The 22,265-nt window shown below is 58.8% G+C and carries 14 protein-coding genes and 1 tRNA gene; 12 read left to right on the top strand and 3 right to left on the bottom strand.

The genetic code is table 11. From position 1 onward, the window contains the following. Positions 1 to 15 precede the first annotated feature (15 nt). From MHX53_RS05035 to ppk2, 10 genes are all read left to right on the top strand, one after another. Complete coding sequence (locus tag MHX53_RS05035; protein WP_102237535.1) at positions 16 to 1,389, top strand: NAD(P)/FAD-dependent oxidoreductase; 1,374 nt, start codon at positions 16 to 18, stop codon at positions 1,387 to 1,389. A 67-nt stretch (positions 1,390 to 1,456) separates the two neighbouring features. Further along, positions 1,457 to 1,530, top strand: a tRNA-Leu gene (locus tag MHX53_RS05040). Positions 1,531 to 1,915: 385 nt separating this feature from the next. Further along, positions 1,916 to 2,221 carry a hypothetical protein gene (locus MHX53_RS05045; RefSeq protein ID WP_239271464.1) on the top strand — a complete coding sequence of 102 codons (306 nt, stop codon included), beginning with the start codon at positions 1,916 to 1,918 and terminating at the stop codon, positions 2,219 to 2,221. Positions 2,222 to 2,838: 617 nt separating this feature from the next. Beyond that, entirely contained in the window at positions 2,839 to 5,277 is a 2,439-nt protein-coding gene (locus tag MHX53_RS05050; RefSeq protein ID WP_239271465.1) for a glycogen/starch/alpha-glucan phosphorylase, read from the top strand. Between the two features lie 104 nt (positions 5,278 to 5,381). After that, a complete protein-coding gene (gene glgB / locus MHX53_RS05055; RefSeq protein WP_239271466.1) occupies positions 5,382 to 7,595 on the top strand; it encodes a 1,4-alpha-glucan branching protein GlgB in 2,214 nt (737 codons plus the stop codon). Then, positions 7,592 to 8,890 (top strand): glucose-1-phosphate adenylyltransferase, encoded by a 1,299-nt coding sequence (gene glgC, locus MHX53_RS05060; RefSeq protein ID WP_239271467.1) that lies wholly within the window; start codon positions 7,592 to 7,594, stop codon positions 8,888 to 8,890. Before glgB ends, glgC begins: the two co-directional genes overlap by 4 nt. Beyond that, complete coding sequence (glgA, locus tag MHX53_RS05065) at positions 8,890 to 10,329, top strand: glycogen synthase GlgA (protein ID WP_239271468.1); 1,440 nt, start codon at positions 8,890 to 8,892, stop codon at positions 10,327 to 10,329. The genes glgC and glgA overlap by 1 nt, the downstream gene beginning before the upstream one ends. Then, positions 10,326 to 12,386 (top strand): glycogen debranching protein GlgX, encoded by a 2,061-nt coding sequence (glgX, locus tag MHX53_RS05070; protein ID WP_239271469.1) that lies wholly within the window; start codon positions 10,326 to 10,328, stop codon positions 12,384 to 12,386. The genes glgA and glgX overlap by 4 nt, the downstream gene beginning before the upstream one ends. Before the next feature lie 25 nt (positions 12,387 to 12,411). Beyond that, on the top strand, positions 12,412 to 12,981 hold the full coding sequence (locus MHX53_RS05075) for a hypothetical protein (RefSeq protein WP_239271470.1): 570 nt from the start codon (positions 12,412 to 12,414) through the stop codon (positions 12,979 to 12,981). A 53-nt stretch (positions 12,982 to 13,034) separates the two neighbouring features. Then, positions 13,035 to 13,937 (top strand): polyphosphate kinase 2, encoded by a 903-nt coding sequence (gene ppk2 / locus MHX53_RS05080; RefSeq protein WP_102237542.1) that lies wholly within the window; start codon positions 13,035 to 13,037, stop codon positions 13,935 to 13,937. A 104-nt stretch (positions 13,938 to 14,041) separates the two neighbouring features. Here the strand turns inward: ppk2 and MHX53_RS05085 are convergent, their stop codons facing one another. After that, positions 14,042 to 15,181 carry a TIGR01906 family membrane protein gene (locus MHX53_RS05085; protein ID WP_102237543.1) on the bottom strand — a complete coding sequence of 380 codons (1,140 nt, stop codon included), beginning with the start codon at positions 15,179 to 15,181 and terminating at the stop codon, positions 14,042 to 14,044. 80 nt (positions 15,182 to 15,261) lie between these two features. Beyond that, positions 15,262 to 16,179 (bottom strand): AEC family transporter, encoded by a 918-nt coding sequence (locus MHX53_RS05090; protein ID WP_102237544.1) that lies wholly within the window; start codon positions 16,177 to 16,179, stop codon positions 15,262 to 15,264. 81 nt (positions 16,180 to 16,260) lie between these two features. Between MHX53_RS05090 and hrpA the strand changes: the two genes are divergently transcribed. Beyond that, positions 16,261 to 20,202: an ATP-dependent RNA helicase HrpA gene (gene hrpA / locus MHX53_RS05095; protein WP_102237545.1), complete on the top strand. Its 3,942-nt coding sequence runs from the start codon at positions 16,261 to 16,263 to the stop codon at positions 20,200 to 20,202. On the opposite strand, the gene MHX53_RS05100 is transcribed toward hrpA, so the two are convergent. After that, positions 20,170 to 20,517, bottom strand: coding sequence for a hypothetical protein (locus MHX53_RS05100; protein WP_102237546.1), 348 nt, complete (start codon positions 20,515 to 20,517; stop codon positions 20,170 to 20,172). The genes hrpA and MHX53_RS05100 overlap by 33 nt on opposite strands. A gap of 46 nt (positions 20,518 to 20,563) precedes the next feature. Between MHX53_RS05100 and MHX53_RS05105 the strand changes: the two genes are divergently transcribed. Then, on the top strand, positions 20,564 to 22,156 hold the full coding sequence (locus tag MHX53_RS05105; RefSeq protein WP_102237547.1) for a peptide chain release factor 3: 1,593 nt from the start codon (positions 20,564 to 20,566) through the stop codon (positions 22,154 to 22,156). Positions 22,157 to 22,265: the final 109 nt, after the last annotated feature.

Below are 22,265 nucleotides of genomic sequence, written 5' to 3' on the forward strand. Positions count from 1 at the left end.
CGATAGCATGAGACCATGGCTTTGATTCGTAATAGCAAATTGCGTCCACGTGTCCTCGTAGTAGGTGGCGGTTACCTCGGACTGGTCACCGCCCAGAACCTGTTGAAGAACCTGGGTCGAGGTGAAGCAACGGTCACCGTTGTTGACCCCAACCCATACATGACTTACCAGCCGTTCCTTCCAGAAGTTGCTGCCGGTTCGATCGAACCACGCCACGCTGTGGTTCCACTGCGCCGCAACCTCAAGGGTGCAGAAGTTGTCACCGGTTATGTGCGCTCCATCAACCACGCAAAGAAGTACGCGGTTGTTGAGCCTGAAGGTGACGAAGCATTTGAACTGGACTACGACCACATTGTGCTGGCCGCCGGTTCGGTTGCACGCGCACTGCCGATCCCAGGTCTGGACGAAGAAGCTATTGGTGTCAAGCGCATTGAAGAAGCTGTTGCTCTGCGCGACCACATCCTCAACCAGCTCGACCTCGCCGCTCTCATGGAGAACGACGAAGAACGTCGTAAGGCTCTGACGTTTGCGTTCGTCGGTGGTGGATTCGCTGGAATCGAAGCACTCGCTGAAATTGAAGACATGGTGCGTTCGGCTGTTGCCCAGCACGAAACCCTCACCGAAGCCGACGTTCGCTTTGTTCTGGTTGAAGCTGCACCTCGCGTGATGCCAGAAGTTGGCGAAGCGCAGGCACGCTGGGTTGTTGACCACCTGCGTGAACGTGGCGTTGACGTGTACCTGGAAACCTTCCTGCAGGACTGCACCAACAAGCGTTGCAAGCTGTCGAACGGCGAAGAGTTCGACGCTGACACCATCGTGTGGAACGCCGGTGTGAAGGCTAACCCGCTGCTGGTTGACTCGGACCTTCCGCTGGACGACCGCGGTCGCCTCACGGTTCGTGCTGACCTGCGTGTTGAAGACGAGAACGGTGTTGTTGAAGGCGCATGGGGTGCTGGTGACAACGCTGCTGTTCCAGACCTCTCCGGTGGCGGTGTTGGTGGGTACTGTGTGCCAAACGCTCAGCACGCTGTGCGCCAGGCTCCTGTTCTGGCCGCTAACATCTTGGCTGCTCTGCGTGGCGAAACCGAATTCCGTCAGTACTTCCACAAGTCACTGGGTGCGGTTGCCGGTATGGGTCTGTACAAGGGTGTCGCACAGATGGGTGACTTCGAAACCCGCGGCTTCCTCGCATGGCTCATGCACCGTGGATACCACGGCTACGCGATTCCTACCGTGGACCGCAAGCTCCGCGTGTTCACCAACTGGTTCCTCAACTTCGTTGCTGGTCGCGACCTCACCGCGTTGAAGGACCTGGACGTGCCACGCAAGAGCTTCGTAGAAGCTGCTCACTCGAAGCCAGCTCCTCGCAAGGAGCCAGCTAACAAGTAAGCGTTAGACGTGTGAGAGGCGACCACGTGTGTGGTCGCCTCTCAAACTGTTGTAGGGTAAAACCCTGCCCCCCATAGTCCAATCGGCAGAGACAGTCGACTTAAAATCGATCCAGTGTGGGTTCGAGTCCCACTGGGGGGACACACTAAAAACCAATAAAACCCCTGGTCAGAAGGTCATGAGCGCCAGGTTGTGGCCGTCGGTTACCCGGTTTGCCCACATTGTGCCCACACTTCCACTGCAGGTTCTGGGCCTAGTCGTTTGTTTTGTGTCGTTTCGCTACACTCGGCAGATTCGGCTGTAGCTAAACGCGCTTCCGGGCCCGAGGCGGTCGCAACACGGCATTGGTGAGGTAGCGGCGTCTGTTTTGCGGTTGCCATCGCGGATAGATTGCCGGGACCCTAATTGCGTTTCGTATGCTGGGTTTATAAACAGACATTGTGTTCGTGTTGCTCTGGCATTAAACGCAAAGGGCAAATCTCGTATATCCAGCATATTCTGTGTCGATGAGTCAAGGAGGTAGCTGATGCGCAGGTCAGATGAATTAGACAAGCTCACTGACGACGCTAGAGCTTTCCTTGTCGAGAAACTCAATCTCACGGATGAAGACCTGTCAGATATTGATTCGCTGGTTGAATACAACGAGACGCACGCGGCACTAGTGGGACTGTACGCGCAGGCTTGTGGTGAGGGTCTACTTTGGCCGGATCATTTGGTTGAGCAGTTCCGTGATCTTCGTGAAAAGTTCGTGCTTGAGCAGGAATTTGAAGAGTTCATGGAGTGCCAAGGCAGAATCAAGGCGAAGACTTCAACTGCACCGCCTGACGCTTAAGCGTTATAAGCAGTGATGGGCGCATTCTGGAAGAAATGCGTTTGTTGGAATGAACGAAGTGGGGTCCATTGCCCGCGCTTTCAGACGGCCTGTTATTGCAAGGCTTGCGCGGGGGGTATCCCCACTTCCACTTCAGTCTAACCAAGCTGTTGTGATTCGGTGCATCAGCAATTGAACACAGTGTTTCTCGCTTTTTCTTACCGCCAGGGGGTTATGGGGCGGGTGTGCCAGGTGTACGGCAAACTCGTCTGGTGGTTTTCTCTACAGCTCTGGGGGTGTTGATGTGTTGCGTCGTTTCGCTACACTCGGGTTCGGTTTTGGGGCTCGAGTGTAGCGAAAAGTCCCCATAGAGTGATGTAGGTCACTAAATGGGGGTATTTGGTGGGCGTTTGGCTACACTCGGCAGATTCGAGTGTAGCCAAACGCGCTTTGATGCCCGAGGTGGCCGCAGTTGTCCTGTTTGCCTCCTGGCCGCGAGATCAGTAGCGTCACCCGCTCGGGTGAACCCCGTGTGAACGGTCGGTGGCTAACGCGCTTTTCACTCACCACGTCATTTACGATAAGAACGCGTGCGCAAAACGCGCGCCAACAACCGTGGTTTTACTGTCAGGGGACCCATGTCTGAACGCCTTCAAGTTCACAACGTCGACACCGATGCTCTGGAGCTTCCAGAAATCACCGCTGAAGGTTTCCGCTCCTCATTGCTTCACCACCTTCAGTACTCAGTAGGTTCAGACCCAGCCCACGCCTCAAAGTTCGACTGGCGAATCGCCCTGTCCTACGCAGTGCGCGACCGCGCAATCAGCCCATGGTTCCGCGCAACCCGCACCACATGGGACACCGACCACAAACGCGTGTACTACCTGTCCATGGAGTTCCTCACCGGACGTCTCCTGGAAGACACCGCCATCAACCTGGGCATTTTCAGCATCGTCAACGAAGCACTGACAAGCCTGGGACTCGACTTCCACGACATCGCAGAAGACGAACCCGACCCCGCCCTGGGTAACGGGGGACTGGGCCGCCTGGCCGCCTGCTACCTTGAATCCACCGCCACCCTGGCATGCCCCGCCTACGGATACGGCATCCGCTACGAACACGGCCTGTTCAAACAAGGCTTTGACCACGGGGTGCAAATCGAAACACCGGAAGACTGGCAGGCCAACGACAGCCCCTGGAACTTCACCCGCCCCGAAGCCGCCTACCGCGTGCTCTTTGGCGGCCACCTCCAAGACGACAACGGCGCAACAATCTGGGTGCCCGAACAGCACGTCGTCGCAGAATCTCACGACACCCCAATCGTGGGCTACGGCGGCAACTGGGCCAACACCCTACGCTTATGGGCGGCCAAACCCAGCGCCAAGTACTTCGACCTCAACCAGTTCAACGCCGGGCACCTGGCCCGCGCATCATTCGCTGAAGCACTCGCACGCAGCCTGTCTCGAGTTCTCTACCCCAACGACACCACCGACACCGGAAAAGAACTCCGCCTGCGCCAGGAGTACTTCCTCACCTCGGCCTCGGTGCAGGACATTCTGCGTCGTTTCCTCTCCACCCACGACGATCTGCGTAAACTCCCTGACTTCGCAGCGATCCAAATGAATGACACACACCCGGCGATCGCAGGCCCGGAACTCATCCGCCTGCTCATCGACGATCACGGGTTCGAATTCGAAGCCGCAACAGACATCGCAACACAAGTACTGGGCTACACCAACCACACACTGTTGCCAGAAGCGCTGGAACGCTGGTCAGTTGACCTCATGCGCCACGTCCTCCCACGCCACATGGACCTCATCGAAAAGATCCAACACCGCGAAATTGAGCTGCATGGTCCACTCGAACCGCCAAGCTCCATCATCGACGACGGCCACGTGAACATGGGGAGCCTGGCATTCCTCACCAGCCACCGCGTCAACGGAGTATCAGCCCTTCACACTGACCTCATCCGCAGTGACCTTTTCCCTGACTTCAACAGCCGCCACCCCGAAAGGATCATCAACGTTACCAACGGGGTGACACCTCGGCGGTGGCTCAAACTTGCCAACCCGGAACTTTCCGCACTTATTACGGAAGCAATTGGCACAGGCTGGGAAACCGACCTTGACCGGCTCGCACAGCTCGCTGAGTACGCGGACAACGACGACTTCCTCACCGCATTTGGCGAAACCAAACACGCGGCCAAAAACCGGCTCGCAGACTGGCTCAACCACCACCACGACATCGACATCCCCGTCACCGGGCTCTTTGACGTGCAGGTCAAACGTATCCACGAATACAAGCGCCAGCTACTCAACATCTTCTGGACGATCGCACGATGGCAACGCATCAAGCGCGACCCGTCCGCAGGTTGGGTGCCACGCGTCAAACTGTTCGGCGGAAAAGCAGCACAGAGCTACGTCATGGCAAAGGACATCATCCGCCTGATCAACGACGTCGCGGCAGTGGTCAATAACGACCCAGACACCAAGGACCTCCTCCAAGTGGTGTTCCCACCGAACTACAACGTGTCCATGGCCGAAAAACTCATCCCAGCCGCCGACCTGTCCGAGCAGATCTCGACTGCAGGCATGGAAGCATCGGGAACGGGCAACATGAAGTTCGCACTCAACGGGGCGCTGACAATCGGAACCCTGGACGGCGCCAATGTCGAAATCCGCGAAAAGGTGGGCGCTGACAACTTCTTCCTCTTTGGCATGACCACTGAAGAAGTGGCCCAACGCAGGGAAGAACCGGATCACAGCCGTAAGGCCATCGAGAGTAGCCAGCCTATGCGCGACATTCTGCAAGCCGTTGCAGAGGGCGCGTTCAGCCCGGACGAACCACACCGCTACGGCGACCTTGTCGACAACATGTGGAACTCCGACTGGTTCCTGGTCGCTAGCGACTTCGACGCCTACGATCAGGCCCAAACCCGAGTCGACGAAGCGTACCAGGACACCCGGGCCTGGCAGCGCGCAAGCGTGCTCAACATCGCGAACATGGGGTACTTCAGTTCGGACCGTTCGGTACGCGAATACATGGCCAATATCTGGAACGTTGATTCGGCGCTGTAACGCTGTAGCCACGAGTGAACTTTGCCTGAACTCATCGAACTTTCCGTGTGCCCCGTCACCTGCTGTGGTTGAATGACAGTAGGGGCGAGCGACGAGGAGAGAACGTGGCCAGGGATATCACCTCAGATTCGGACGGTGTGACCGAGGTCGGTCCCGCGCCCGCTGAAATCCAGGCTGTCGTTGAGGGCAGGCATTGGGACCCGTTTTCGGTTCTGGGGCCCAGCGCAGACCAGTCCGAGGTCGTGGCCCACATCCCCGGCGCGGAACGTGTGTGGGCGGTCAATGACTCCGAGCCCCACGAACTCGAACCGTATGCGTCCGCACCTACGGTTTTCCACGGGCCATATGTGCCCTACTACCGCTTGCGCATCCAGTGGCCCGGCGGTCACGTTGAGGAACGTCACGACCCGTACCGTTTCAGCCCAGTTTTGGGTGAAATCGACGAATACCTCTTGAGCGAAGGTACCCACCACCAGTTGTGGCGCGCCTTGGGAGCTCACCTCATCACCCACGAAGAAGTCCCCGGCGTCCATTTCGCTGTGTGGGCGCCAAACGCCAAGCGCGTTTCGGTCGTTGGTAACTTCAACAGCTGGGACCACACGGCCCACCCCATGCGCTCCCGAGGCGCTACCGGGGTATGGGAGTTATTCATCCCTGGTCTGGGGGCGGGGGAGACGTACAAGTACTCCATTCTTGGGGAAAACGGGCAACTTCCCCTGAAGGCCGACCCTGTTGGGTTCGGTAGCGAACACGCGCCACACACCGCCTCGGTGGTGCGCGACATCGACGCCCACACCTGGACCGACAACGATTGGCTGGAGGTCCGTGGAGAAGCCTTTGCCACCTCGGCGCCGGTGAGCATTTACGAAGTCCACTTAGGCTCGTGGAAGCGTGTACGTGACCAGCACGGCGAACGTTTCATGTCCTACCGTGAACTTGCGGAAGAACTGGTCGATTACGCCCACTACATGGGATTCACCCACATCGAGATCATGCCGGTGAGTGAGCACCCGTTCGACGGTTCGTGGGGGTATCAGCCAATTGGTCTGTATGCGCCAACCATCCGCTACGGCACCCCGGAGGAGTTCCAAGCGTTTGTTGATGCGGCACACGCGCGCGGCTTGGGCGTGATCGCCGACTGGGTGCCGGGGCATTTCCCCACCGATTCGCACGGCTTGGGCAACTTCGACGGCACGGCCTTGTATGAGCACGCTGATCCACGTCAGGGCTTCCACCCTGACTGGAACACACTTATCTTCAACTATGGCCGTCCAGAAGTGTTGAGTTATCTGGTGTCCAATGCCTTGTATTGGCTCAGCGAGTACCACTTGGACGGTTTACGCGTCGACGCCGTCGCGTCGATGATCTACCTGGACTATTCGCGCAAGGATAACGAGTGGGTGCCTAACCGCGACGGCGGACGCGAAAATTACGAAGCCATTAATTTCCTTCAGCGGACCAACACCGCCGCCTACGGTGCTGATGATTCAGTTGCGATCGTAGCCGAGGAATCCACTGCGTTCCCCGGTGTGACGAAGCCGGTCCACGCTGGTGGTTTGGGATTCGGTTACAAGTGGAACCTGGGCTGGATGAATGACTCCTTGGAGTACTTCGCAAAGGACCCCGTATATCGCAAGTACCACCAGAACCAGCTCACGTTCGGTATGACGTATGCGTATTCGGAAAACTACGTGTTGCCCATCAGCCATGACGAAGTGGTTCACGGAAAAGGATCCATGTACCAGCGCATGCCTGGGTCACACGAGGACAAGCTGGGCAACCTGAAGCTGTTTTACGCGTACATGTGGGCGTTCCCAGGCAAAAAACTGCTGTTCATGGGGCAAGAGTTTGGGCAGCACCACGAATGGAACCACTCAGCCAGCTTGGACTGGAACACCCTGAACGACCCCGGCCACGTGGGCGTTCAGAACATGGTCCGTGACCTGAACCTGTTCTATCGCGACCAGCCTGCGATGCATGCCCTGGACACGGACCCGCGCGGCTTCCAGTGGCTCCTGCTCGAAGCCGTCGACGATCAGGTCATCGCGTGGATGCGTCGCGGTAACTCCGGAGACCCGCACGTCGTTGTGGTTCTCAACTGCACCCCTGTTGAACGCACCAACTACCGGATCGCGTTCCCCGTGCCTGGACGCTGGCACGAAGCGATCAACACCGACTCTTCCCACTACGGCGGGGCCAACCGTGGCAACTGCGGAGCAATTGACACCGAACCCGTGCCGTGTGGAACAGAAGCCCAATCCGCCCTACTCACCCTGCCACCACTGTCCGCGCTCTACTTTGTTGAGGATCAATCATGAGTCCAACCAGTGTCATCGGAAACTCGAGTGGGGCAGCCCCCCGTTTGACCAGCCAGGCAATGGCCTTTGTTTTGGCCGGAGGCCGTGGATCACGCCTGCAGGAACTCACCGACCGGCGTGCCAAACCAGCCGTACACTTTGGGGGTAAGTCACGCATTATTGACTTCCCGCTGTCCAACGCGGTGAACTCGGGAATCCGAAAGATCGCAGTGGCCACTCAGTACAAGGCACACTCGCTGATCCGGCACCTGCAGCGCGGGTGGGGTTTCTTCCGCGCGGAACGCAACGAATACCTCGACATCCTGCCTGCCAGCCAGCGCGTTGCCGAAACAAAGTGGTACTTGGGAACCGCGGACGCGGTGACCCAAAACATCGACATCGTGGACGACTACAACGTCGAGTACATCATCGTGCTCGCCGGTGACCACGTGTACAAGATGGACTACGAAATCATGTTGCGCCAGCACGTTGAAACTGGGGCAGATGTCACAGTTGGGTGTTTGACCGTGCCACGTGAAGAAGCCAGCGCGTTTGGCGTCATGCACACCGATGAAACCGGGCGCATCATCGACTTCCTCGAAAAGCCTGCGGACCCACCCGGAATGCCAGACAACCCTGAACTGGCGCTTGCCAGCATGGGGATCTACGTCTTCAAATGGTCGTTCCTGCGCGAGCTCCTCCAGGAAGATGCAGAAAACGTGGACTCCAGCCACGACTTTGGCCACGACCTGATTCCGCACATCGTGCAAAACGGGTACGCGCACGCTCACAAGTTCAGCGACTCCTGCGTGATGGGTGGCCTGGAAACCGAACCGTACTGGCGCGATGTGGGAACCATCGACTCGTTCTGGCAGACGAACATCGACCTCACTGACTTCATTCCGGCCCTGGACATGTATGACAACTCCTGGCCCATTTGGACGTACTCGGAACTGACCCCACCGGCCAAGTTCATCCACGACGACGAAGGCAGGCGCGGTCAGGCGATTCAATCCCTCATCTCCGGTGACTGCATCATTTCCGGTTCAGACGTTCGTCATTCCCTGCTTTTCACAGGGTCGCGCGTCCACTCGTACTCCTCACTCGAACGTGTCGTGGCCTTGCCCCGTGTCCAGATCCACCGGTCGGCACAACTGACGGACTGCGTCCTTGACTCCCGCGTGGTCATTCCCGAAGGCCTGGTTGTGGGGCAGGACCCCGAGGAAGACGCTCGCTGGTTCAGGCGCACGGACAGCGGTGTCGTTCTCATCACTCAGCCCATGTTGGACCGGCGCGCTGCTGAACTGGGGTTGTGATGGCGCGTCGCGTTCTGTCCGTGGCAAGTGAGTCGGCACCACTTGTCAAAACGGGCGGTTTGGCCGATGTCGTTGGTGCCCTTCCTTCCGCTCTTCTCCCACTGGGGTGGGAGAGTCGCGTCCTGATGCCGGCGTACCCGGGCTTAGCTGACCGGGCGGAAAGCACCAGTGTTCAGTGGGAAACCGATGTCCTGTTCGGCGGTCCCGCCCGCGTGCTGTTGGGTACGTTTAACGACGTGGAGTACCTGCTGTTGGACGCCCCGCACTTTTTCGACCGCGAAGGTGGCCCTTACAACGTCGACGGTCACGACTACCCGGACAACCACGTGCGGTTCGCCGCCCTGTCGTGGGTAGGTTCCCGGCTGGCCGTGGAAGGTACCAAGGATGGGTGGGTGCCCGAGGTCGTTCACGCCCACGATTGGCAAGCCGGCTTGGTGCCGTCCTACCTGAAGTACGCTGGGACCCCGGTGCCCAGCGTGATGACTTTGCACAACATCGCGTTCCAAGGAATTTTTGGCCCCGACCAGTTGGACCGCGTGAACCTGCCTACATGGGACTTTCACCCGGATGCTCTGGAATATCACGGCACCGTCAGCGCGCTCAAAGCCGGCATGGTGCATGCATCTGCAGTGAACACGGTGAGCCCGTCCTATGCGCGCCAGATCGCGTCGCCAGAGTGGGGTTTTGGTCTAGACGGTGTCATCCGAATGCGCGCGGAACGCGGTGAAATGTTCGGGATTCTCAACGGAATCGACCTACGTGTGTGGGACCCGGAAAACGACCCTCACGTGGTCCCGTATTCGGCTTCCACCCAGGAAGGCAAGAGGAAGAACCGTAAGGCGTTGATCGCTGAGTTCGGCCTGGCTAAACCACAGGGTCCACTCGCCGTGGTGGTCACCAGGTTGGCGCACCAAAAGGGAATCGACATGCTGATTGACGCGGTTCCTGACTATGTTGCCCGAGGTGGTTCCCTCGCTGTTCTGGGATCGGGAGATCCCGGTTATGAAAGTGCGCTCCACGACTTGGCCCGCAGGTTCCCCGGTTCCGTGGGTGTACGAATTGGGTATGACGAACCGTTGAGCCACCGCATGTACGCCGGTGGCGATTCCGTTTTGGTGCCGTCCCGGTTCGAACCGTGTGGGCTCACCCAAATGTATGGGCTCAGGTACGGAGCAGTCCCTATTGTGGCAGCAACCGGAGGTCTCAAAGATTCGGTGACCCACGCCTCGGCGGAAAACATTGAGGCCAAAACCGCCACCGGAATCACCTTCTCTGACATCAGCACTCAGGGGCTTTCCGAAGCGCTCGCATACTCAACGGAACTATTTGCCCTGAAGAAAGTCTGGCGGTCGATTCTGCGCAGAGGAATGCGCACGCCGGTGGGCTGGGAGTCCTCTGCGCGAGTGTACGCAGAGCTGTTTGAAAGGCTTACCGCGTGACTGAACAAAATTTCCGAGTCAGTGTGGGCCGGTCGTGGCCACTGGGGGTAACTCTCACTGAAACTGGTGCGAACGTCGCAGTGTGGGCCCCGGATGCCACCTTGATCGAACTGTGCGTGTTCACTGACGCAGAAGACGAACAGCGAATTGCCGTCCCATACCGTGACGGCGGTGTGTGGTACGCCCACGTAGAAGGAATCACTCAAGGCACGCGCTACGGATTGCGCGCGACCGGACCGCACCAACCTGAAAACGGGCTGCGCTTCAACCCGGCCAAGTTGCTGATCGACCCGTATGCAAAAGCGTTGACCGGGCCTGTGTCGTGGGACGGCCTCATGAACGCATATGCGGTGGGCCCGGGAGACGACATGGTGCAAGACGACCGTGACTCGGCCCCAGTGATACCCAAAGCGATCGTTCAGGGGCCGGCGGAAGGTCCCGACCCTCAGACGAACCGGCCCATTCACCCGTGGAGCGACACGGTCATCTACGAAGCGCACGTGAAGGGCTTGACGCAGCTACACCCGGGTATTCCCGAAGACATTCGGGGGACATATGCCGCCCTGGCGCACCCGGTCATTGTGGAACACTTGAAGAAACTGGGCGTCACGGCTCTGGAGCTTCTGCCCATTCAAACGTTTATTGACGACGAGTTCTTGGTGCGTCAAGACAAGCGCAACTACTGGGGCTACCAGCCCGTAGCGTGGCAGGCCCCTGAGCCTCGATACGCACACCGCGACGCGGATGCTGAAATCCGGCATGCGGTTCACACGCTTCACGAAGCTGGAATCGAAGTCATCTTGGACATCGTTTTTAACCACACCGGTGAGGGAAGCGAAATGGGCCCCACCTTGAGCTACCGCGCACTTAACAACACGGGGTACTACCAGCTCACGGACGGCGGACGGCACTATGTGGACGTCACAGGTACCGGCAATTCGCTCAACCCCGACTCTGACATGGTGATCCGGCTCGTGTTGGACAGCATGCGCCACTGGGTAACTCGATACGGAATCGACGGTTTCCGGTTTGACCTCGCCAGCACCTTGGGACGCACAGAGGACCACTTCACGCCCAACTCGCCGTTCTTCTACACCGTGCGCCAAGACCCTCTATTGGCGGGAGTGAAACTCATTGCTGAACCGTGGGACCTAGGGATTGACGGCTACCAGTTGGGCCACTACCCGTACCCGTGGAAGGAATGGAACGACAGCTACCGCGACAAAGTTCGGCGCGCATGGCGCGGTGAAAGCCTAGGAACCGCCGACATGGGTTCGTGCTTGACTGGCTCGGCAAACCTGTTTGACCACTCGGGACGTAGCGCGAGTTCCTCGATCAACTTACTGACCGCCCACGACGGCTTCACCCTCAACGACGTGGTGTCCTATAACGACAAACACAACGAAGCTAACGGTGAAGACAACCGCGACGGGCACAACGAAAACGTCTCCGACAACATGGGAGCAGAAGGCCTCACCGACGACCCGGCCATCAACGAGGCCCGTGAGCGTCGAATCCGAGGAATGCTCACAACCCTGTTCGTATCCCAGGGCGTCCCCATGCTGTTAGCAGGTGACGAACTGCGCAACTCGCAAGGCGGGAACAACAACGCGTACGCACAGGACAACGAAATCGGTTGGATTGACTGGACAGAACGTTCCCAGATTGAGTTCATTTCACGACTGACCGCGATGCGGGCTCGTCTTCCACTACTGAGACAGAGGAACTTCCTCCACGGTGGTACACGCGAAGACGGCCACATTGATATCCAATGGTTCAAGGCAGACGGACAGACACCCACCGACGACGACTGGCATGACCCGGAACTCACGGCACTGGGTGTCGAGATCCGAGGTGTTGCAGGCTACCGCTCTGGTGAAGAGCTGACAGGTTGCGTTTTTCTCATCCTCAACGTAGGAGACGAAACGGAGGTGGCCCTGCCTACGCAGACTTCCTGGCACCTCGAACTAGACTCAACAGATGAGGACGCGCACGGGGACTTTACGGATCACTACGTGGCCCCCGCGCAGTCCGTCATCGTTTTGTCATCCCCATAAGAAAACATGCCATAGAAATAGGAATATGAACCTCTCACCTCACCGTGCTCTACTCGCCACCACCGCCTGCCTGACCCTCGCGCTCGCAGGGTGCGGAAGCGACAACGAGCAACCCTCGAACCCAAACCCTGCAAAGAAGCCACTTGCCACCTCGGCGCCCCCTGCACCTGAACCCAAGGGTGAGGAGGCAGACGCGGACGCCTATCGCGGAGTCGTCAAAGGTACCGAGGACAACTACTACTTCAGCAACGCGGACCGTTCGTACTCATGCACAATCGCGGACACATACGTGGGGTGCAACTCAAAGAACCTCCCCGACGACGCGCCTGAACTCAAGAATGCATACGGGCAGAAAGAGAAGGCTAACGCTGTTGGGTTTGATTATGGAAAGCCCGCGAAGTTCATTGCCGCAACCAATCCCACTTACACCTACATGGCCACCGAAGAGGCACCCGAAGGTGGCCAGGAACTGCCAGCCGGTGTGAAGCTCACCGCCCACGACACCACGTGTACTGTCACGGACGACGGGGGAGTGTCGTGTACCCACAAGGACAACGGGTTCACCGTCACCCCCAAAAAAGCCGACCTTCACTGACATCGCAGAAGTTCCGCATCGATTAGGCTGAAGCTATAGGGCAAAGGAGAGTCATGCACCCACATCAGAAAGAAAATCTGCGCGAATACATCGACAAACTCCGTACCGAAGGCTACACAGTGGTCAACGGGCACACCCCCGACCCTGACCTCATCGACCCGGGCGGACGCGCCGTTGAAACGTGGCGCGAAGGCTACCCATACGACACCTTGATGACCCGTTCCGAGTACGAACAGGAGAAGTACAAACTCCAGATCGAACTCTTGAAGTTCCAGTACTACGGGCAGGACAACGGCCTGCGACACGTCCTGGTGTTTGAAGGGCGCGACGCAGCAGGTAAGGGTGGAACCATTAAACGGTTCACAGAACACCTCAACCCACGTGCAGCTCGCGTCGTTGCGCTGAACAAACCCACCGAACAAGAGATGGGCCAGTGGTACTTCCAGCGCTACGTCAAGCACCTGCCCACACGCGGTGAAATCGTGATGTTCGACCGGTCGTGGTACAACCGCGCCAACGTTGAACGCGTCATGGGCTTCTGCACCGACAGCCAGTACGAAGAGTTCATGGTGCAGGCGCCACTGTTTGAAAAGATGCTCGTGGAGTCCGGGATCCACCTCACCAAATTCTGGTTCTCGGTGACCGAACACGAACAGCGCACACGTTTTGCGATCCGCCAGATCGACCCGGTTCGCCAGTGGAAGCTGTCACCCATGGACCTGGAGTCCTTGGGTCGCTGGGACGACTACACGGAAGCCAAAGAGCAGACCTTCTTGCGCACCGACACCGACCACGCTCCGTGGATCACGGTGAAGTCCAACGACAAGAAGCGCGCTCGCCTCAACGCCATGCGCTACTTCCTCAACTCGGTGGAATACGAAGGTAAAGACACCTCAGTGGTGTATCCGCCCGACCCGAAGATCGTCATCCGTGGTCGCGATGCCGTAGGCGACTAAGGAGCTACGTGTAAGGCCCTCAGAGCTTAATGCTCTGAGGGCCTTCAACATTCAGTGGCTGCTTCTAAAGGCGTAGGGCCTTAAGGGTGCGAGACTCTAAGCACTCATGCCTTTTTCGCGGCCTCGCGTGCCAGCTTGCGCTTCTTGTGTCCAATGCGACTGATCGCGATCAGCAGGATCGAAATCAGCACCACGAAGGCAGCGACAAAGACTCCTGCGTCAATCCAGAACTGTGGTGGGAACAGGCGAATGAGCGAGTCGTCTAGGTAGAACTGCCAGGTGCCGGAAGCGAAGAACATGTCGTGGAATCCGGTGAAGAACTGTTCCCAGCCCAGGAGCGCCACGACCGTGAGAATTGCGAAGAAAGTCAGTGTCACGATCCCGGACCAGCGCATCGCGTGGTGGAGGCCAGGGCCGTACTTGCGTCCCAGGTACACCGCTGAAATCAGCGACAGGATCATGCCCACGATCGCGATGAAGAACAGGAGCGTGACCAGGCCTTTCACATCGGACATGTGGGCGATTTCGCCGTCGGTAAAGACAGGTTTTCCGTCGGGGAACACCACATCGGCCAGGTAGCGCGACGAGTCGCCGTTGAACAGGTAGTTCGTCACGTAGGACGCGTAGTGAAGGCGGTCTTCTGAGTGGAATCCGTACTTATCGTTTGGGAACACCGGGTTGATGAAGTACTCAAACCGCAAGAACATGCCGCTTGACGCGATCTTGATGGCAAGCGCCACAAGCATGAACGGCATTGACGCAACAATGATCGCCGTTGCGATGAAGTCGAGGAATCCAAAGCGGTGATAGAAACCAGGTTGAGGTGCCGAGGTGGTTGCGGCCGCCGTGGAAGGCGCCGAGGTGGTCGTTGCTGCAGAGGAGCTGCCGGCGGGTACTGCTGTGGGCATGACGCGGGTGGGTTCCTCGCGGTCGACCGGTCGTGCCGACGAGTGTTGGCGTTTGACCGACGTTTCCCGGGTTTTAGCGAGTTTCTGAGTGTCGGTGGAGTCCTTAGTGGCCTCGGCGGTGTCCTTCGAAGCGACCTCCGAGGTGTCCGGGGTTTCCGGGGACTTCTTGCCGGGTCCGTCGGAGAGAAGAGCCCACTCTTCGTCGCTGAGCATGCTGGGTTTTTCGGGTGTGCTCTCGCGTGGGAACGCGTCGAACTGCGCGGTCGCTTCGGGGTCGTCGTCCGTTGCGTTCATGCGTCGCGACACGAGGTCGTCAGAGTTCTTGTCAGTAGCCACACACCTATTGTTCGTGGTTTTTGCCAGGCGGTGGGGGATCGACACACCTTTTAGAGCCTGTGGCGAGCAGGGTCACACGCTTATGACAACAGCCCGGTCACAATGACAACGGCAGGGATCGACAGCAACGTGGTGATGAAAACGACGTCACGGGTCACCACCTCGGACTGACGGTATTTAAGCGCGTTGATGTACACATTTTGCGCGGTGGGAAGCGTGGACGTCACCACGATCGCTAAGAGCTCATGGCCCGAGTAACCCAAAAGCGGTCCACCGATCAGCCACGCCACAAACGGATGAACGACAAGTTTGAGCGCCGTCATGACGGTCAGCTGCGTGCGCGTACCCGGCTGAGGCAACGCCCACCCGTCCTTGAGCGAAATCCCAAACGCCATGAGGGTCAACGGAACTGAGGTCGCACCCAGCATCGCAATCGGGTCAGCTACAACATTGGGCAGTTCAAACCCAGTAATAGAAGCGAGCAATCCCGCAACGGACCCAATAAGAATTGGGTTCGTGAACACGCGAATGACCGGTCGCCACCACTCGGCCCCCACGGTTCGAGTCGCATCCAGAATCGCAAAACCAATCGGGGCCAACACAATGATTTGGAACAACAAGACTGGCGGGATCGCATTCAAACTGCCCAGCACGTACGTGGCAATGGGGATTCCCAAGTTTCCAATATTGACGTACGACACCGACCAACCAGCCACGGTCGCCTCTCCTAAAGAACGACCTCGGGCGCGGGTAAACACGAACATCACCACCGCCATGAGCAGCGCGGACCCGGCCGTGGCAAACAACGCGGGAGTAAACACCTGCGACACCGGGGTGGACGCAATCGTGGTGAACATCAGAGCCGGAGTTCCCACAAAAAACACGGTGTTCGCCAGCACTTGCTGCCCATGCGAACCCAAGACACCTGAACGCCCCAAGAGGAAACCGGCCAAAATAATGCAACCGATGACCCCGAATCCTTCGAGCGCTCCCAGCATCGTTCTCCCTCCTGCCCACCTAGGTTACGGGGTCATCCACATCTCATGCTTCGAATGTCCACACGGTAGCCTAGAGACGCAATGAACACACCTGGGAAGCGTCGCGGTAGGCGACGAGGAAAAGCACACGCGCAAAACAACCACGCTCTGGTACAGAAACGAATCGAAGCGCGCAAAGCCGTTGACCCTAAATTTCATTACCCAGAAGAACTGCCGGTCAGTGCCGCCCGAGGTGAAATCGCCCAAGCGCTCAAAGATCACCAAGTAATTGTGGTTGCCGGGGAGACCGGCTCCGGGAAGACCACCCAGTTACCCAAACTGTGCATGGAACTGGGGTACGGGATCAACGGGATGATCGGTCACACGCAGCCACGTCGAATCGCCGCCCGGTCTGTCGCCACCAGGATCGCGGAAGAAACCGGGATCGAACTGGGTGAAGGCGTGGGATACCAAGTGCGCTTCACCGCCCACACGGATGACTCCACCCGGGTGAAAGTCATGACCGACGGGATTCTGCTCGCGGAACTCCAGCACGACAAGTATCTGCGCGCCTATGACGTCATCATCATCGACGAAGCCCACGAACGTAGCCTCAACATCGACTTCCTTCTAGGGTTCTTAGCCCGGCTGTTACCCAAACGCCCGGATCTCAAGGTGATTATCACCTCGGCCACGATTGACCCCGAATCCTTCTCCCAACACTTCAAAGACGCCCCCATCGTGAGCGTGTCCGGCCGCACTTACCCGGTCGAAATGCGGTACCGGCCACTCGACGGCGCCGGAAGTGACGACGACACCGACGGTCCCGGTTCCGACGGCACGTACGACACAGGAACAGCCAACCAGACCGACGGGATCCTCGAAGCCGTCGACGAACTGTCCCGCGAAGAACCCGGCGACATCCTGGTGTTCCTGTCCGGCGAACGCGAAATCCGCGACACCGCCGACGCACTCAACGGCCACCTGCGCACAAAGGGAACGCGGTACAGCCAGTGGGAAATCGTGCCACTGTTTGGCCGCCTGTCAGCCGCTGAGCAACAGCGCGTGTTCGCTCCCCATAACTCAACGCGGGTGGTCCTTGCCACCAACGTGGCCGAAACCTCGCTCACTGTGCCCGGCATCAAATACGTCATCGACGCGGGAACGGCACGCATCTCGCGGTACTCGAACCGCACCAAAGTCCAGCGACTCCCCATCGAACGCATCTCACAAGCCTCGGCCCGCCAGCGTGCCGGACGCGCCGGACGTACCAGCCCCGGAATCTGCATTCGCCTCTACAGCGAAGACGATTTCAACAGCCGCCCGGAGTACACCGACCCCGAAATCCTGCGCACCCACCTGGCCAGCGTTGTCCTCCAAATGCTCACGCTGGGGCTGGTGCAGAGCGAAAACGACATCCTGTCCTTCCCGTTCCTCACCCCACCGGACTCCGCCGCCGTGCGTTCCGGTGCCGCGCTCCTGTCCGAACTGGGCGCGATCCGGAAAGACAACGGTCGGTTGCGCCTGACCAAACTGGGGCGCGCCCTGGGTGCCCTCCCCATTGACCCGCGCATGGCGCGCATTGTGATGGCCGGCGTGGAATACGGGGTTGCCGCCGAGGTCGTTGTCATCGTGGCAGCGCTGTCCCTGCAAGACCCGCGCGAACGCCCCACCGAGATGCGAGCGCAAGCGGATGAAAAACACTCCCGGTTTGCCCGGCCCGCATCCGACTTCATGAGTTACATCGCGCTGTGGAACTACGTACACGAACAGTCCCAGAAACTTTCCACCTCCAAATTGCGCAAGCTGTGCAAGGACGAATTCATTAACTTCGTGCGAGTGCGCGAATGGATGGATCTGGTCACTCAGCTGTGTACCATGCTCAAGACCGCTGGTCACCCCATTGAGAAGCCCGGTGGGGCATTGGGCGCAGGCGATCAAGACCCTGCGATTCACACGGCGCTGTTGACCGGGTTGTTGTCCTCGATCGGGGCCAAGACCCATAACTCACCTGACTACTTGGGCGCTCGCGGTACCCGGTTCCGCATCTTCCCCGGATCGGGGTTGTTTAAGACCAAACCGGATCTGGTGGTTGCTGCTGAACTCGTTGAGACCTCACGTCTGTGGGCGCGAACCGTGGCGAAGATCGACCCCGACTGGGTGATCAAAGCTGCCGGTCCGCTCATTCGTCACCAGTACTCCGAACCGCACTGGTCAACCAAGAAGGGCCAAGCGTTCGTGTATGACCACACGAGCCTGTACGGGGTCGCGCTCACCTCGGACACCCGGGTGGGGTACGCGCGCATCAACCCGGCTGAAGCCCGTGACATGTTTATTCGCCACGCCCTCATTGACGGCGAATGGAACGAAGACCACGCGTTTGTGCGCCACAACGAAAAAGCGCTCCGAACCGCGCACCAACTGGCCGACCGCATGCGCGACAACCGCCTGCGCGCCGACGACGAACTTCTCTTCGAGTTCTACGACCAGGCTCTTCCAGCTCAAGTGACGTCCGCGCCGTCATTTAATTCGTGGTGGAAAAAAGCCCGCCAAGCCAACCCTGTCGCGCTCAACATCGACCCGGATGCTTTGGTTGCCGGGAACACGCTCGAAGCGCGAGAAACTGCCGCCGCCGCGTTCCCGCTCGAATGGAAACTGCGCGGGTTGCCCGAAAACGTGAAACCCAATGCCAAGCTGCGCTACACGTACGACCCAGGCGCCGACAGCGACGGCGTCACGATCCACCTCAACGAACAGCAGGCCACCCACGCCGACCCCGCACAGTTCACGTGGCAAGTGCCGGGGCTTCGGTTAGAACTCATCACCGCGCTTATCCGCGCGCTCCCCAAAGCAAAGCGCAAATACTTTGTGCCTGCCCCCAATGTGGCGCGTGAACTCAACCAGCAACTCGAACCCTATGAAGGCACGCTCGAAGACGCGGTAGCGCAAGCGCTCACCGCACGCGCTGGCGGGGGAGAACTCACCGACCTCATTCCCATCGACGTCCACGCCCACGACTTCGACACCGAACGCATCCCACCACACTTGCGGATGCGCATCATCGTCCACCAATCCCGCAAGAAACCAAGCCAACTAGCGGAATTCCTCAAGGCCCGCGCCGAATCGAAGAGCCCTGCCCCCACCCCACAAGTCGCACCCGCAACCCGGGCAGGCGAGAAACAACGGGGAGCGGGGGCGACCTCGGCGTTTATCCCCGAAACAGGCGTGACGAAGTGGCGCTGGGACGGCCTGCCTGCCAAGGGCACCCTGATAGACCGGGGAACGCACGTGGACCTCGAGGAAGTAGAAGATGCTGGCCGCGCCCGGCTCCTCCATGACCGAGGTGTTGCCCGGCTGATCGCACACAACTGTTCCGAAGCGCGCGCCTATGTAGTGGGCGGGCTGGCACAGAGCGACAAACTAGTACTGGCAGCTCAACCGAACGACATTGTGAGCGACTGCGTATTTAGCGCCGTTCTGGGAATCGTCGCTGAACGTGAACCTGTGCGGGACCGCGATGCGTACTCAGCGTGCGAGCGCGCGGTCAACGACCACATTCTCACGGCGTTGGAACGAACGTTGGCGCACGTCGTTCAGACGCTCACGGTGGCGCAGGCGGTGACGAAGCTCATCAGCGCATCGTCGTCACTGGAGATTCTGACCGGACTTACCGATGTGAAAGAACACGTGGAATCGCTCATTCACCCCGGATGGGTCGCTCATGTCCACCCCAAGTTTGTGCACCGTTACCCCGCGTACATGGAAGCCGTGCGGATTCGCACGGAGAAGATGGGGCAACAACCGGCCCGCGACCGGCAGTTCATGGACCGCGTTCACACGGTGCAGGGCGCGATCACTCAACGGGCCCCGGCGTACACGCGCGAAACTGTGGGGCTGTTGCCACCGGCGTGGCAAGACCTTGTGTTCGATGTGGAGGAACTGCGGATCTCACTGTGGGCACCGCAGGTTCAGGCGGCACATCCAGTTTCCGAACAGCGGATCCTCAAAGCACTAAAACAGTGCGCCCGAGAACACCCAGCTTAAAGGCAGAAGGCCGGCAACTACCAGAGCAATTCCGCTCCACACTAAGCGCCATTTGAAGGTTTTGCGGGCAATAGCAACCCACAAGGCAATGAGGACAGCGCCGATCGCCAGCCACGCGGCAGAGGACAAGAAAAACATGAACGCCAGCACGGGGAAGTCAACGCCCAGTTCCACCATGGGCTTCATGTAGTCGGCTGCTAAGAGCGAAAAGCGCACAGACACGACCAAGAGGGGAATGCTGGCCAACGCCGCGACCACAACGGGCCACAAGCGGTTACGGTGCGGGTCGACTCGAACCTTGGAGAACTCTTCCACGCCCTCCACTGTACGGGAGACACCCGGGCACACATAGAATGGTGCGGTGACTCCATCAGACTTCAGCTCCAAAGAAATTCGCACGCAGGCTCAGCGACGTCGTACCTTTGCGGTGATTTCGCACCCGGACGCCGGTAAGTCGACCCTGACCGAGGCGCTGGCCCTACACGCTCGCGTGATTGGGCAGGCGGGTGCAACGCACGGCAAGGCCGGGCGGCGTTCGACCGTGTCGGACTGGATGAAGATGGAACAGGACCGCGGAATCTCAATTTCGTCAGCCGCGCTCCAGTTTGAGTACCGCGACACCGTCATCAACCTCATCGACACCCCTGGTCACGCGGACTTTTCGGAAGACACCTACCGAGTGCTGTCTTCGGTCGACCTCACCATCATGCTGGTCGACGCCGCTAAAGGTCTGGAAACGCAGACCATGAAACTGTTCGACGTGTGTAAACACCGCGAAATTCCCATCATCACCGTGATCAACAAGTGGGACCGTCCCGGTATTGACGCGCTCGAACTCATGGATGAAATTGTGCAACGCACCGGGATGGTGCCCACGCCACTGACGTGGCCGGTGGGTCAGTCCGGTGACTTCCGAGGTGTTCTCAACCGTGAGGACGGAACGTACACCAAGTTCACGCGCACGGACGGTGGAGCCACTATCGCCGGTGAAGAATCCATGGACGCGGAAGCCGCTGAAGCACTCGAAGGAGAAGCCTGGACAAATGCGGTAGACGAATCGGACCTGCTTGAACTCGAAGACCAAAACTACGATCAAGAGTCCTTCCTGGCCGGACGCACCACACCCGTCATGTTCGCTTCAGCTGTTCTGAACTTTGGGGTACACAAGATTCTGGACACCCTGGTCGACATTGCTCCACCAGCACACGCACGAATTGATGTGGACGGGAACCCGCGTGAAGTGGACGCACCTTTTTCCGGTTTCGTATTCAAAGTGCAGGCAGGGATGGACACCAATCACCGCGACCGGTTGGCATACGTGCGCGTGTGTTCGGGAGTATTTGAGCGTGGCATGGTAGTCACGCACGCTGCCACAGGCAAACCCTTTGCCACCAAATATGCTCAGCAGGTATTTGGACGTGACCGTGAAGTCATCGACACAGCGTTCCCTGGCGACGTCGTTGGTCTGGTCAACGCATCAGCCTTGCGAGTGGGGGATTCGCTGTACCTCGACGAACCCGTGACGTTCCCACCCATCCCGTCGTTCTCGCCTGAACACTTCATGGTGATTCGCGCAAAGGACTCGTCCAAGTACAAGCAGTTCCGCCGCGGAATTGAACAGCTGGACCACGAAGGCGTGATCCAGGTTCTGCGTTCAGATCTGCGTGGTGACCAAGCACCCGTTCTGGGGGCTGTGGGGCCCATGCAGTTCGAAGTTGCAGAAGATCGCATGCAAAACGAATTCAACGCCCCGTGCACGCTTGAACGTCTGGCCTACACAATTGCACGACAGACGGTAAAAGAGGACATCCCCACGCTCGCACGCGAACGCAGTGTCGAAGTCCTGGAACGCTCGGACGGAACTCTGTTGGCCCTGTTCTCTGACAGGTGGAGGCTCCAAGGAGTTGAGCGAGAACACCCCAACCTGACACTTGAACCGCTGGTTGTGACATAACGCACGCACGGTTGAAGTGCGGGAACAGGAATACCCGCCACACATTGAACGTTAAGATAGAGTGTCCGGTGCCTGTACGGTGCTTGACGCGGTTGTTTAAAGGAGAGTA

Source organism: Brevibacterium sp. ACRRH (assembly GCF_022346365.1).
Classification (GTDB): domain Bacteria; phylum Actinomycetota; class Actinomycetes; order Actinomycetales; family Brevibacteriaceae; genus Brevibacterium; species Brevibacterium paucivorans.